The organism is Mesorhizobium sp. WSM2240 (assembly GCF_040438645.1).
In the GTDB taxonomy this organism is placed as follows: Bacteria; Pseudomonadota; Alphaproteobacteria; order Rhizobiales; family Rhizobiaceae; genus Allomesorhizobium.
The window spans coordinates 5,433,539-5,447,195 of the sequence record NZ_CP159253.1 but is presented as its reverse complement, the minus strand read 5'-3'; the positions used below and the strand labels follow the sequence as shown (position 1 = coordinate 5,447,195).

The following is a 13,657-nucleotide window of genomic DNA, read 5'->3' as shown; positions in this document are numbered from 1 at the left end:
CCAGTTCTAAAGGGTGACAGCGCGGCCGGTGCGAACGCTTTCGTCCGCTGCCAGGCAGACGCGGAGCGATTTCACCGCGTCATCCATGTGGCGGGTCAAATCGAGATCCTCGCGGATGGCTTTCAGGAGAAAAGCCTGCTCGCGGTCGCACAGTTCCTGATGGCCCGGCTCGCCCGCCATCGTCAGGTCCTGATCGGCGCGCAGAAACCGCCCGTCGGCGCCCGTCACCGCCTCATGCACGCGGATCACCGAGGTTTTGGTGTGCGTGTCGATGTCGTCGGATTTCGCGCCTTCCTTCATGACGATCGAAACGCAGCCCTTCGGCGAGATCACGTCCTTCACGAAGAAGGCGGTTTCCGACATCATCGGCCCCCAGCCGGCCTCGTACCAGCCGACCGAGCCGTCGTCGAACAGCACCTGCAGATGGCCGTAATTGTACATTGCCGGGTCGATCTGGTCGGTCAGCCTCAAGCCCATGCCGCGGACCTCGATCGGGTTCGCATCGGTGATCTGGCACATCACGTCGAGATAGTGGACGCCGCAATCGACGATCGGCGACGTGGTCTTCATCAGCGCCTTGTGCGTCTCCCAGGTATGGCCGCTCGACTGCTGGTTCAGGTTCATGCGGAAGACGTAAGGGCCGCCCAATTTGCGCGCTTCCTCGATCAGCCGCCTCCATGACGGGTGGTGGCGCAGGATATAGCCGATGACGAGTTTGCGGCCGTTCGCCTTGGCGGCCGCGACCACGCGCTCGGCGTCGGCAACCGTGGTCGCCAGCGGCTTTTCGACGAAGACGTGACAGCCCGCTTCCAGCGCCGTGACGGCATAATCGGCATGGCTGTCGGAATAGGTGTTGATCGATGCGACGTCCGGCTTCAACTCGCGCAACGCGTCGCCGAACGAACGCCGGATTTCGTAGCCGCGAAGTTCCGCTGACAACGGCACGTCCGAGCGGTTGACCAGCGAGACGATCTCGAAGCCGGGATTGCCGTGATAAGCGAGCGCGTGGCTGCGGCCCATATTGCCGAGCCCGGCAACCAGGACGCGAAGGGGTTTTTCAGAATTCATTTCACCGCTCCCGAGGTGATACCGCGGATCAGTTGCCGCGAGAAGATGAGATAGAGGATGAGCACAGGCAGGATCGCCAGTGACAGCGCCGCAAGCACCGCGTTCCAGTTGGTGACGTACTGGCCGATGAAAAGCTGAGCGCCGAGCGTGATGGTCTTGGTCGCCTCGGAAGGCGCGAGGATCAGCGGAAACCAAAGATCGTTCCAGATCGGGATCATGGTGAAGACCGCAACCGTCGCCATGGCAGGCCGCACCAGCGGCAGAACGAGGCGGAAGAAGATGCGGTATTCCGAAAGCCCGTCGATGCGGCCGGCATTCTTCAGATCGTCGGACACCTGCTTCATGAATTCCGACAGGATGAACACGGCCAGCGGCAGCCCTTGCGCGGTGTAAACGAGGATCAGAGCGGTCAGCGTGTTGACCAGCCCGCTCGCCACCATCAACTGCAGGATCGCCACGGTGCCCAGCCGGATCGGGATCATGATGCCGAGCGCCAGGTAGAGTCCCATCAGAGAATTGCCGCGAAAGCGGTATTCCGACAGCGCGAACGCCGCCATCGCGCCGAACAGCAGCACGAAAAACAGCGACATGACAGTGACGATGAAACTGTTCTGAAAATAGAGGAAGAAATCGCCCTGGTTGAGGACAGTCGTGTAGCCGATCAGGTCGAAAGTCTCGGTTGTCGGTGGCGCGAGCGGCGAGCGGAAGATTGCGTTGCGCGACTTGAACGAGTTGACGACGATGATGACGACCGGAAACAGCGCGATCGCAGTATAGGCAAGCAGAACCGCATGGGCGGCGATGGTGCGCGGGAGGGAGGAGGTGGCGGTGCTCATTCTTTTTCACCCGCTCAGAACTGGTAGCGCCGCAGCCGCGTCTGCACGGTGAACAGATACAGGCACACGCCGGCGAGAATGATGAAGAACATCATCGAGGCGATGGTCGAGCCCATATAGGGATCGCCGATCTGCAACTGGAAGCCGAAGAAGGTGCGGTAGAGGAACGTGCCAAGGATGTCGGTCGAGAAGTTCGGCCCGGCGAGCGCGCCCTGTGCGGAATAGATGAGATCGAACGCGTTGAAATTGCCGACGAAAGTCAGGATCGAGATGATGCCGATGGCGGGCAGGATCAGAGGCAGCTTGATCTTCCAGAACTGCGCCATGCCGGTGACGCCATCGCATTCGGCGGCCTCGATCACTTCGTCCGGGATCGATAGCAGCGCCGCGTAGATCAGCATCATCGGGATGCCGATGAACTGCCACACCGAGATCAGCCCGAGCGTCGTCAACGCGTATTGCTCCTTGCCGAGCCAAGGCGTGAACAGGCTCTTCAGCCCGACGAGGTCGAGCAAATTGGGGGCTACGCCCCAGAGCGGCGACAGGATCAGCTTCCAGGCGAAGCCGACGATGACGAAGGACAGAATGGTCGGGATGAAGATCGCGGTGCGGTAGAAGGCGGAAAAGCGCAGCTTCGGCGAGGACAGGAGCGCGGCCAGCACGATGCCGATCGGATTCTGGACCAGCATGTGGATGATGAAGAACCAGGTGTTGTTCCAGAGCGCGTTCCAGAAGCTCGCCGACCAGCGCGGGTCGAAGAACAGGGTGCGGAAATTGTCGAGCCCGGCGAAGACGCGGCCCTGGCCCTCGGCACTGAATAGGGAAAGCTGCAGCGTGCCGAACAGCGGTATGATCATCACCGCCGTGTAGACGAGCAGAGCCGGCGCCAGGAAAACGGCGACGTGCCAGCGGATGGGTTTTTTTGCTTCGGTCGCCATGCGCGTCGTCTCGCGGCTTTCCCGGTTTTCGCCAATTCTGAGGAGTCAGAGCTGCCCCTCACCTGTCTGCCGGCCTCCTCTCCCCGCAAGAGCGGGGGAGAGGAGCTGGTGCGACGCTGACGCCCCTCTCCGCATTTACGGGGAGAGGGCAAGGGTGAGGGGCAGCGTCGGCAATCGAATTTGAGGTGGCGCGGATGCTGCGTCACCCAACCCGGCCGCTTCGCGGCAACCCTCCCCATAGAGGGGAGGGAGAACTGCCGCCGAGCCTTAATTGGCCGGCTTGTACCAGCTGTCGAGACCGTCCTGCAGCGCCTTGGCCGCGTCCTCCGGCGTCTCGGTGCCATTTATGACATTCGCCGACTTCACCCAGGTCTCGTTCTCGAGGTTGGGCGTGCCGCGCGACAGGATCTGGTAGGTCGAGCGGATGGTCGACTTGCACTTGTCGCGCCAGGACACGAATTCCTGCGCGAGCGGGTCTTCCATCTTCACCGGCGTCGAAGACAGGCTGAAGAAGCCCGGCAGCGCATTGGCGTAGATCGTGGCGAATTCCGGCGAAGCGACCCAGGACAGGAAGGTCTTGGCCGCGTCGGCGTTCGGGCTCTTCGGGTTCAGGCCGATGGCAATGTCGTTGTGGTCCGAGATGTAGCACTCGTCGCCGGCATTCTTCACCGGCGGCGGGAAGGCGCCCATCTTGAATTCCGCCTGCGTGTTGAAGACGGAAATCTCCCACGAGCCAGCCGGGTAGATGGCGGCGCGGCCAAGCGTGAACAGGTTCTGGCTGTCCGGATAGCTCTGCGCCTCGAAGCCGTCGCCGAGATAATCCTTCCACTTGGCCAGCGCGACGAAAGGCTCGACCCATTGCGGATCCGTCAGCTTCTGTTCGCCCTTGATCAGCGCGAGGCGGCCTTCCTCACCCTTCCAGTAGTTCGGGCCGATGTTCTGGTAGCCCATGGTAGCGGCTTCCCAGAGGTCCTTGGTGCCCATCGCCATCGGAATGTAGGTGCCGTCGGCCTTGATCTTGTCGAGGGCGGCGAAGAACTCTTCCTCGGTGGCCGGCGGCGTGATGCCGAGTTGCTGGAAAGCATCGGCATTGTAGATGAAGCCGTGGATGACGGACGCCATCGGCACGCAGAAATCGGCCGAGCCGTCATCGGTCGTCCAGGCCGACTTCGCCACGTCGGAGAAGTTCTCCATGCCGGGCAGGTCGGAAATATCGGCCAGATGGCCCTTGTTGTAGAGTTCGAGCGAGGCGTCGAACGGGCGGCAGGTGATCAGGTCGCCGGCCGAGCCCGCATCGAGCTTGGCGTTGAGGGCTGCGTTGTACTCCGTCGGCGCGGACGGTGCGAACACCACCTTGATGCCGGGATTCTTGGCCTCGAAGGCCGGGATGAGCTTTTCCTGCCAGATGGCGAGGTCGTCGTTGCGCCAGCTTTCGATGGTGATCGTCTTATCCTGGGCGACGGCAAGCCCGGCGGAGCCGAGAATGCTGGACGCCATCAGGAGCGTAGTCAGTGCCTTGTTCTTCATTTCAGTCTCCCTGGTTGACCTGTTCAGGTTCGGTTATGACGAGGCGGACACTGCGCCCGCGCTCCCCTCGAGTTTCGCAAGCGCCGGCCTGAGCTTCTGGCCCGAGCTTGCGAGTAGTTCCTGCGCCGCGTCCCTGCTGGCTGCGCCGGCAGCCAGCAGAATCGCGGCCTTCACCGAGCCGCCGCTCTTGTCGAGCCACGACGCAGCTTCAGTCTCAGTACAGCCGGATATCGCCGCAACAATGCGGCCCGCGCGGCCCTTCAGCTTGAGATTGTCTGGATTGAGGTTGACCATGTAGCCGTCATGCACATGGCCGAGATGGATCGCCATCAGCGTCGACATCATGTTGAGCGCGATCTTCTGCGCGGTGCCGGCGCCCATGCGGGTGGAGCCGGCGATCACTTCCGGCGGCGTCTGAATGACGATGCCGACATCGGCTAGCGCGGTCAGCGGCGCACCGGCATTGTTGGCGAGAGAGATTGTAGCTGCACCCCGGCTTCTGGCTTCTTCCAGCGCGCCCACCGCGTAGGGTGTCGAACCGCTGGCCGAAACCGCGATCACGCAATCTTTGTTGGAAACACCCGTGGCGGCGATTTCCCGTCTTGCCTGACCAGCATCATCTTCGGGGCCGCCAGTGAGGTCGGAGAGGCTGGCGAGGCCGCCAGCCAGGAGGATGACGATGCGGTCACGCGAAATGCCGAAAGTTCCGGGAAGTTCGAGGGCGTCTGCGAGCGCCATCAGAGCTGAGCTGCCCGCGGCCGCATAAACAAGCCGGCCCCCGGTAGACAGGCAATGGGCGGCGACGCCTGCCGCCCTGGCGATATCCTCGGCGGCATCACGGACGCTTTTTGCCGCCTCAACCTGCGCATCGGCGAGAATACGGACAATGGCCTCCGGCGGCTGCAGATCCAGCCCGCTGGCATTTCTGTGCACCGCTTCGGTACGCGCAATGGCCATTATGTCCCTCCTTCAGCCGACAATACCAAAAAAATACCACTTGTCCAGCGGCGTTAACAAATTTGTCTGGGAGATTGCTTGTGACATCGGTAAAATGCAATCCATTCAAACACATGAACCGCAGTAGCATGGTGCGAACAAATTAACACTTGGCTATTGGTATTTTATTGGTATCCTCTGGCCAGAGGAGATTTCGCGATATGAAACTGGTGCTCGGCATAGATGGCGGCGGCACGAGCTGCAGGGCGGCGGTGGCTGGACCCGACGGCGCTATCATCGGCCGCGCCAAGAGCGGCCCGGCCAATATCCGCACCGACCTCACAGGCGCCCGCGCCAACATCGTCGAGGCCGCGCGGCTCGCCTTTCTCGACGCCGGCAGGGATCCGGCTCTCATTCCCGAGACCCCCGCCTTGCTCGGTCTGGCCGGCAGCAATGTCGGCACCTACCGCCAGCAGTTGGAGGCCATCCTGCCCTTTCGGCGCAGCGTCGTCGAGAGCGATGCGCTGATAGCGCTCGAAGGCGCGCTCGGCGAGGCCGACGGCGCCATCGCAGTGCTCGGCACCGGCACCGCCTTCATGGTGCGCCGGGATGGGCAGGTACGGACCGTCGGCGGCTGGGGGTTTCTCATCGGCGACCAGGGCAGCGGCGGCCGCATCGGCCGCGACCTGCTCGAGGAGACGATGCTGGCCTATGACCACATCCGCGAAGGCTCGCCGCTCACCGCAGCGCTGCTCGCGGTGTTCCGTGGCAATCCGCGAGACGTCGTCGAATTCACCACGACCGCCAAGCCGGGCGATTTCGGCGGCTTCGCACCGATGGTGTTCGAATACGCGGCCAAGGGCGATACGGTCGCCGAGCATATCCTGGCCCGCGGGGTGGCCGACATCGAGGCGTCCCTCGGCGTGCTCGACCTGCGCGACAGCGATCCGCTCTGCCTGCTCGGTGGCCTGGCCCCGCTTCTGGAACCGCGCCTGTCGCAGAAATACCGGACGCTGGTGCGCCCGCCGCTGCAGGATGCGCTTGGCGGCGCGGTCGCCATGGCGGTGCGCCTGTTCGGACAGGACCGAGGCAATGCCGATGGCTGACGCCGCCGAGCAGATCTTTTCCGGCCTGAGGAACTCCGCGCAGCGCGGCGCGCCGCTTTATCTGCAATTGAAGAAGAGTATCGAGGACGCGGTCCACGCCGGCATCATCGGCCCGGGCGACGCGCTGCCTTCCGAGCGCGACATAGCGCTCAAGGCCGACGTATCGCGGGTGACCGTGCGCAAGGCCGTGCAGTATCTGGTCAGGGGCGGCATCCTCGTCCAGCGCCACGGCTCCGGCACCTTCGTTGCGCCGCGTGTCGAGCGTGTCGAGCAGTCGCTGTCGCTGCTCACTTCCTTCACCGAAGACATGGCCCGGCGCGGCATGACAGTGCGGTCCACCTGGCTCGACCGGGGCATCTATCCGCCCTCGCCCGACGAGATGATGGTTCTGGGCCTGTCGTCGAAGGAGTTCGTGGCGCGCGTCAGCCGCTTGCGGATTGCCAACGATACGCCGCTCGCCATCGAGCGGGCGTCGCTGTCCGCAACAGCGCTCCCCGATCCCGCCGCGGTCGACTCATCGCTCTATGCGGCACTGGAAAAAACCGGCAACCGCCCGGTGCGCGCCGTGCAACGCATTTCGGCCGCCAATCTCGGCGCGGCCGACGCCGCCCTGCTCGACGTGCCGGCGGGCTCCGCCAGCTTGAATATCGAGCGGATTTCCTATCTTGCCAGTGGCAAGGTGATAGAATTCACGCGCTCCATTTATCGCGGCGATGCCTATGATTTCGTCGCCGAACTGCGCTTGAGCGGGCGTGCGGACACTCCGGGAGCGACGGTTTGACCACGATGACCCATATGCTGCGCGAGATCGCCGAGATTCCCGATGCCGTCGCGCGACTGCTCAAGGGCTCGAAGGAGGCGCTGGCGGAGGCGGGGCGCGGCGTGCGCGAACGCAATCCCGGGTTCCTCGTCACCGTGGCGCGCGGCTCGTCCGACCACGCCGCCTCGTTCATGAAATATGCGGTGGAGCTGACCGCCGGCATTCCCGTGGCCTCGGTCGGCCCGTCGGTCGCTTCGATCTATGGGGCAAAACTCAGGCTAGCGGGGTCGGCCTGCCTGACGATCTCGCAGTCGGGCAAGAGCCCCGATATTGTCGCGATGGCCGAGAGCGCGCGCGATGCCGGCGCTCTGACCATCGCGCTCACCAACACCGCGAATTCTCCGCTCGCCCGCGCTTCGGACTACGCGATCGACATTCTTGCAGGGCCGGAGCGAAGCGTGGCGGCGACCAAGAGTTTCATCAATTCGGCGGTCGCCGGCCTGGCCCTGATGGCGCACTGCACCGGCGACGATGCGCTGCTTGCCGCTCTGGCGGAACTGCCCGGCCATTTCCGCAAGGCGATCGAATGCGACTGGATGGAAATTTCCGGCTCGCTGACCGGGCAGAGTTCCCTGTTCATTCTCGGGCGCGGCCCGTCCTTCGCCATCGCCAGCGAGGCGGCGCTGAAATTCAAGGAAACCTGCGCCATGCATGCCGAGGCCTACAGCGCGGCCGAAGTGATGCACGGGCCGCTGGCGCTGGTCGGTCCGGGTTTTCCGGTGCTGGCGCTCGTTGCCCGCGACGCTTCGGAGCCGTCCATGGTGGAAGCCGCCGGCCGGCTGGCCGAAAAGGGCGCGTCGGTATTCCTGACCTCAGCGCGGACCAGCGCCGCGAAGATGCTTCCCCATGTCGATACCGGGCATCCGCTGACGGACCCGCTGGCGCTGATCGTGTCGTTCTACGGCTTCGTCGAGGCCTTTGCGCGGCATCGCGGGCTGAATCCGGATGAGCCGCCGAACCTCAGAAAAGTGACCGAGACCGTATGAACGGATCCTTCGCCATAAAAGGCGCCACGATCTTCGACGGCGAGACGTGGCATGAACGCTCCGCCCTCGTTATCCGCGACGGGTCGGTCGATGCGATCGTTGCCGATGACAGGATTCCGGCCGGTCTGCGCGTTGTGGAAGCCGGAGGCGGCCTGCTTGCGCCGGGCTTCGTCGACGTTCAGGTCAATGGCGGCGGCGGCGTGATGTTCAATGACCGGCCCGACGCCGAGACGATCCGCACGATCTGCCGGGCGCACGCTCCGTTCGGAACCACGGCGCTGCTGCCGACGCTGATCACCGACACGCCGGAAATCACGGCGGCGGCGGTCGCGGCAGGGGCCGAGGCGGCTCAGCTGAAAATACCCGGCTTTCTCGGCCTGCATCTCGAAGGACCGCATCTTTCTCTGTCGCGGAAGGGCGCGCACGACCCGGCGCTGATCCGCCCGATGAGCGATGCCGACAAGGCGGCGCTGATCGCGGCGCGAAAGCAGATGCCGGTGCTGTTGACCACCGTGGCTCCGGAAACCGTGCCCGCCTGGCGGATCGCGGCGCTGGCCGCAGCCGGCGTCGTCGTCAGCCTCGGCCATTCCGACGCCCGCTCCGCGCTGGCCGCGACCGCGGCTGAAGCCGGCGCGTCCATGGTCACGCATCTCTTCAACGCAATGAGCCAGATCGGCAACCGCGAACCGGGACTGGTAGGCGCCGCGCTCAACACTGGTGCGCTGTCTTGCGGGCTGATCGCCGACGGCATCCATGTCGACCCGGCGACGATCGGTATCGCGCTGCGCGCCAAGCAAGGGCCGGGAAAAATCTTCCTCGTCACCGACGCCATGGCGACGATCGGCACCGACATGACTTCCTTCACGCTGAACGGCCGGACGATCCGGCGCGAGAATGGCCGCCTGACGCTGGTGGACGGCACGCTGGCGGGCGCCGATCTCGATATGATCTCGGCGGTCCGCTTCATGCACCGGACGATCGGGATCGAGCTAGGCGAGGCGCTGCGCATGGCCGGACTCTACCCAGCCGAAAGCATAGGCCAGGCAAAACGCTACGGCCGGCTTGCGCCGGGCGCCCGCGCCGACATCGTGCATCTGTCGGATGCGCTCGACGTGGAGAGCGTTTGGATCGGCGGCGAAAGCGTATTCTCCGCGGCGTAGCCGGCCCGCTTGCCTCTTGCGCCGTTTCGGGCGGCCATTATGCTCGCCGCCATGCTGCAACGGTCGCGACATTCTCCAGAAGCGCAAGTGCGAAAGACCTCCCGCTGATGGAGCGCTTCGTCTGCGCCGTCGATGTTGGCACCGGCAGCGCCCGCGCCGGCATTCTGGACAAAAGCGGCAGATTGCTCGGGCGCGCCGAACACCCGATCGCGCTTAACCGGCCTAAGGCCGGCCATGCCGAACACGACTCGGAGGACATCTGGTCGGCGGTTTGCATCGCCGTTCGGGCGGCGCGCGAGAAGGCCGGCATCTCGGCCGGAGATGTCGCCGGGATCAGCTTCGATGCCACCTGCTCGCTGGTGCTGCGCGATTTCGATGGCGGCCAGTTGACCGTCTCGACCGGCGGCGGCGACCGCTGGGACACGATCGTCTGGCTCGACCACCGCGCGCTGAAGGAAGCCGACGAATGCACGGCCACCGGCCACCGCGTGCTCGATTTCGTCGGCGGTGTCATGTCGCCCGAAATGCAGGCGCCGAAGCTGATGTGGCTGAAGCGCAGTTTGCCCGAAAGCTGGGCGCGCGCCGGCTACATGTTCGACCTGGCCGATTTCCTGACCTACAGGGCCTCCGGTTCGCTGGCCCGCTCGCAATGCACGCTGACCTGCAAATGGACCTATCTCGCGCATGAGCAGGAAGGCTGGCGGCGCGACTTCCTCAAACTCGTCGGCATTCCCGACATGCTGGAACGCGGCCGCCTGCCCGACAAAGCTAGCCCGGTGGGCGCGGATCTTGGGATGCTGACGGAAAAGGCGGCCGAGGCGCTCGGCCTGACCGTGAACTGCCGCGTCGGTGCGGGCTTGATCGACGCCTATGCCGGCGCACTCGGCGTGCTCGGCGGGCAGGCCGGCGATCTCGGCAGCCTCGACCGGCATGTCGCGCTGATTGCCGGGACCTCGAGCTGCGTGATGGCGATGTCGGCCGAGCAGCGCCCCTTCGTCGGCGGGTGGGGGCCGTATTTCGGCGTGGCGCTGCCCGGCTGCTGGTTGAGCGAAGGCGGTCAGTCTGCCACCGGCGCACTGCTCGACCACATCATTCGCTGGCACGGCGCGGGCGGCGAACCCGACGCCGCCATTCATCGCCGAATTGCTGCGCGGGTGATGGAACTGCGCGCGGAGGAGAAGCTGGATCTTGCCGGACGGCTGCATGTGCTGCCGGATTTCCACGGCAACCGCTCGCCGCTGGCCGACCCGCACGCGGTCGGCGTCATCAGCGGGCTGACGCTGGACGCCTCATTCGACAGCCTCTGCCGGCTTTATTGGCGCACCTGCGTCGGCATCGCGCTCGGCGTGCGCCACATATTGGAGGCGCTCAACGAGAACGGCCAGCCCATCGACACTCTGCATGTTACCGGAGGCCATTCGAAGAACCCGCTTCTGATGGAGCTGTATGCCGACGCCACCGGCTGCACGGTTATCGAGCCGTTGGCCGAAGACGCGATGCTGCTCGGCACGGGGATGGTGGCCGCAACCGCCGCCGGCCTGTTCCCGACGCTGGCCGAAGCCTGCGCCGCCATGCAGCAGGGTGGAAGGGAGCGGCAACCCAATCCCAAGGCTCGTGAACGGTTCGACCGCGATTACCGGGTTTTCCTTGAGATGCACCGGCAGCGGCAGGTGCTCGACGCAATCGGGTGACGCTCCTCTTGGGCCCTGATGGCGACCGCTTCATGAGAGCCAGGGAGAGCAGGATGAAAAGCGAACTGGCGATCTTCGAGCTTGCGGGCGAAACGGTGACGACGGTGCTGGAAACGACGGATCTCGTCGAGGCGCCGAACTGGACGCCGGACGGCGCTGCGCTGGTCGTCAATCGGAACGGCAGGCTCTACCGCATCGATCTGGCCGATCCCGGTTTCGTCGAGATCGACACCGGTTTCGCCCGCAACATCAACAACGACCACGGCATTTCACCCGACGGCACGATGCTCGTCATAAGCGATTCCACCGAGCACGGCTCAAGTCAGATCTATACGCTGCCGTTCGCCGGGGGCCCGCCCGCCCGGGTGACGGAAAAGGCGCCCTCCTACTGGCACGGCTGGTCGCCGGACGGACGCACCCTCGCCTATGTAGCCAAGCGTGGCGACACCTATCAGGTCTATGCCTGCCCGGTCGGCGGCGGCCCGGAGTTCGAGGTCACGCGGAACTTCGACCATTGCGACGGGCCCGACTATACGCCTGACGGAAAGTGGATCTGGTTCAACGGCGAGAAGAGCGGCGCCATCGATCTGTGGCGGATACGCCCGGACGGCAGCGATGCCCAGAAGATGACGGACGACGAGCGGGTCAACTGGTTTCCCCATCCTTCGCCGGACGGCCGGCATGTGCTCTATCTCTCCTATGAGCCCGGCGTCACCGGCCATCCGCGCAACAAGCAGGTGGAACTTCGCCTGCTGCCGGCCGCAGGGGGCGAACCGCGGGTGTTGCTTGGCTTGTTCGGTGGCCAGGGAACGATCAACGTGCCCTGCTGGGCGCCGGATGGCCGACGCTTCGCATTCGTACGATATTCTCCCGGATGAGGCGGGCCTGTCGACCGCGCAAGCCTCGTCCGTTTGCGCGCCGGCGAAAGCCCAACCTGCAAAAACCAGCGAGAAATGATCAGCGACGTCAGCCGGACTTGAGATCACCCGCCTGACGACTTCGGCCAGGCCATGATCTCGCTGGCTCAACTATTGCCAGGCTTCGTCCCTTGTCTCCGAGGCTCATTTCGTCCAAATACGGTCGCAAACAGATGGCGGCTGACGTTTTGCCGCCAGATTTGCGGCATTCCGCGCATTTTCGCGGGTGCCACCTTGCAGAAAGACGAACAATGACTGCGTTCGAGGCCGGCGCGAGAGCGCCTGCAAACCCTTGGCGTGGCGAGGTGCGGGCAATGCTCGCGCTGTCGTGGCCGATGGTGCTAACCAATCTCGGCCAGGTGGCGATGAACGCCACCGACGTGATGATGATGGGGCGGCTCGGCCCGGCGACGCTTGCCGCCGGCGCACTGGGCAGCAACCTCTATTTCGCGCCGCTGATCTTCGGGCTCGGCCTGATGCTGGCTACCTCGCCGATGATCGCTACCGAACTCGGCCGCAAGCGGCATTCGGTGCGCGATATACGCCGCACCGTGCGCCAGGGCCTGTGGCTGGCGATACTCGTCTGCATCCCGATCTGGATCGTGCTGTGGAACACTGAGTCGATCCTCGTCTGGATGGGCCAGGAGCCAGCATTGGCGCGCGAGGCCGCAGTTTACATGGTCTGGCTGCAATGGGCGGTGCTGCCGTTCTACGGCTATATCGTGCTGCGCTCGTTCATTTCGGCACTGGAGCGGCCGGGCAGGGCGCTGATCATCGTGTTCGCGGCCGTAGCCTTCAATGCGTTCGCCAACTGGTGCCTGATGTTCGGCAATCTCGGCTTTCCGGTGTTCGGCATCGCCGGCGCGGGCATGGCGACTACGCTTTCCAGCCTGCTGATGTTCTTCGGGCTGGCGGCGGTCGTGTCGCTCGAGCCGCTCTTCCGCCGCTATCGGCTATTCGGACGGTTCTGGCGGGCGGACTGGCCGCGCTTCACGGCGCTGCTCAGGCTCGGCCTGCCGATCGCCGGCATATTGGCTTTCGAGGTGACCATCTTCAACGCGGCCGCACTTCTGATGGGGCTGATTGACGCCGCCTCGCTCGCTGCCCATGCTATCGCCATCCAGATCGCCTCGATCAGCTTCATGGTGCCGCTCGGCCTGAACCAGGCGGTGACCGTGCGCGTGGGCCTCGCCTACGGCGCCCGCAACAAGGAGGGCATCAGCCGTGCCGGCTGGACTGCCTACGCGCTCGGCGTCGGCTTCATGGCGCTGATGGGATTGATCATGATTCTCTGGCCGCATCTCCTGATCAGCGCCTTCATCGACCTCGGCGACCCGGCCAATGCGACGGTTATCGGTCTCGCCGTGTCTTTCCTGGCGTTCGCGGCGCTGTTTCAGATTTTCGACGGCGCGCAGGCGGTGGCGTCGGGAATGCTGCGCGGACTGCACGACACCAAGGTGCCCATGGTGTTCGCGGCGATCGGCTATTGGGGCGTGGGCCTGCCGCTCGGGGTGCTGCTCGCGTTCCATTTCGGGCTTGCCGGCAACGGCATCTGGATCGGGCTGTCGGCGGGGCTGGCGGTGGTCGCCGTGCTGTTGCTGGCGCGCTGGCTGCGAAGAGAAGAACTGGGGCTGACGGTCTGGCGGTAGGCGATTTCTTGCCGAGTCAGAGC

Annotated in this window: 12 protein-coding genes; 7 read left to right on the top strand and 5 right to left on the bottom strand. The window is 64.7% G+C overall.

All coding sequences use genetic code 11. From position 1 onward, the window contains the following. Nucleotides 1–6: 6 nt before the first annotated feature. The 5 genes from ABVK50_RS27120 to ABVK50_RS27100 all read right to left on the bottom strand — a co-directional run bounded on the left by ABVK50_RS27120 (nucleotide 7) and on the right by ABVK50_RS27100 (nucleotide 5,326). The gene (locus ABVK50_RS27120; protein WP_353643639.1) at nucleotides 7–1,068 is read right to left on the bottom strand and encodes a Gfo/Idh/MocA family oxidoreductase; all 1,062 of its coding nucleotides are present in this window, start codon (nucleotides 1,066–1,068) and stop codon (nucleotides 7–9) included. Further along, on the bottom strand, nucleotides 1,065–1,904 hold the full coding sequence (locus ABVK50_RS27115; protein WP_353643640.1) for a carbohydrate ABC transporter permease: 840 nt from the start codon (nucleotides 1,902–1,904) through the stop codon (nucleotides 1,065–1,067). Before ABVK50_RS27115 ends, ABVK50_RS27120 begins: the two co-directional genes overlap by 4 nt. Nucleotides 1,905–1,918: 14 nt before the next feature. Beyond that, nucleotides 1,919–2,842 carry a sugar ABC transporter permease gene (locus ABVK50_RS27110; RefSeq protein WP_353643641.1) on the bottom strand — a complete coding sequence of 308 codons (924 nt, stop codon included), beginning with the start codon at nucleotides 2,840–2,842 and terminating at the stop codon, nucleotides 1,919–1,921. A 267-nt stretch (nucleotides 2,843–3,109) separates the two neighbouring features. Then, nucleotides 3,110–4,369 (bottom strand): ABC transporter substrate-binding protein, encoded by a 1,260-nt coding sequence (locus ABVK50_RS27105; RefSeq protein WP_353643642.1) that lies wholly within the window; start codon nucleotides 4,367–4,369, stop codon nucleotides 3,110–3,112. Nucleotides 4,370–4,402: 33 nt separating this feature from the next. After that, nucleotides 4,403–5,326: an N-acetylmuramic acid 6-phosphate etherase gene (locus ABVK50_RS27100; RefSeq protein WP_353643643.1), complete on the bottom strand. Its 924-nt coding sequence runs from the start codon at nucleotides 5,324–5,326 to the stop codon at nucleotides 4,403–4,405. Nucleotides 5,327–5,526: 200 nt separating this feature from the next. On the opposite strand from ABVK50_RS27100, the gene ABVK50_RS27095 reads away from it, so the two are divergent. The 7 genes from ABVK50_RS27095 to ABVK50_RS27065 all read left to right on the top strand — a co-directional run bounded on the left by ABVK50_RS27095 (nucleotide 5,527) and on the right by ABVK50_RS27065 (nucleotide 13,634). Continuing rightward, on the top strand, nucleotides 5,527–6,411 hold the full coding sequence (locus tag ABVK50_RS27095) for an N-acetylglucosamine kinase (protein ID WP_353643644.1): 885 nt from the start codon (nucleotides 5,527–5,529) through the stop codon (nucleotides 6,409–6,411). Continuing rightward, nucleotides 6,404–7,192 (top strand): GntR family transcriptional regulator, encoded by a 789-nt coding sequence (locus ABVK50_RS27090; protein ID WP_353643645.1) that lies wholly within the window; start codon nucleotides 6,404–6,406, stop codon nucleotides 7,190–7,192. The genes ABVK50_RS27095 and ABVK50_RS27090 overlap by 8 nt, the downstream gene beginning before the upstream one ends. A gap of 14 nt (nucleotides 7,193–7,206) precedes the next feature. Further along, the gene (locus ABVK50_RS27085) at nucleotides 7,207–8,217 is read left to right on the top strand and encodes an SIS domain-containing protein (RefSeq protein WP_353645790.1); all 1,011 of its coding nucleotides are present in this window, start codon (nucleotides 7,207–7,209) and stop codon (nucleotides 8,215–8,217) included. Then, nucleotides 8,214–9,377 carry an N-acetylglucosamine-6-phosphate deacetylase gene (gene nagA / locus ABVK50_RS27080; protein WP_353643646.1) on the top strand — a complete coding sequence of 388 codons (1,164 nt, stop codon included), beginning with the start codon at nucleotides 8,214–8,216 and terminating at the stop codon, nucleotides 9,375–9,377. The genes ABVK50_RS27085 and nagA overlap by 4 nt, the downstream gene beginning before the upstream one ends. A gap of 107 nt (nucleotides 9,378–9,484) precedes the next feature. Next, on the top strand, nucleotides 9,485–11,068 hold the full coding sequence (locus tag ABVK50_RS27075; protein ID WP_353643647.1) for an FGGY-family carbohydrate kinase: 1,584 nt from the start codon (nucleotides 9,485–9,487) through the stop codon (nucleotides 11,066–11,068). Nucleotides 11,069–11,121: 53 nt separating this feature from the next. Beyond that, nucleotides 11,122–11,946 carry a hypothetical protein gene (locus ABVK50_RS27070; RefSeq protein ID WP_353643648.1) on the top strand — a complete coding sequence of 275 codons (825 nt, stop codon included), beginning with the start codon at nucleotides 11,122–11,124 and terminating at the stop codon, nucleotides 11,944–11,946. 290 nt (nucleotides 11,947–12,236) lie between these two features. Further along, nucleotides 12,237–13,634 (top strand): MATE family efflux transporter, encoded by a 1,398-nt coding sequence (locus ABVK50_RS27065; protein ID WP_353643649.1) that lies wholly within the window; start codon nucleotides 12,237–12,239, stop codon nucleotides 13,632–13,634. Nucleotides 13,635–13,657: the final 23 nt, after the last annotated feature.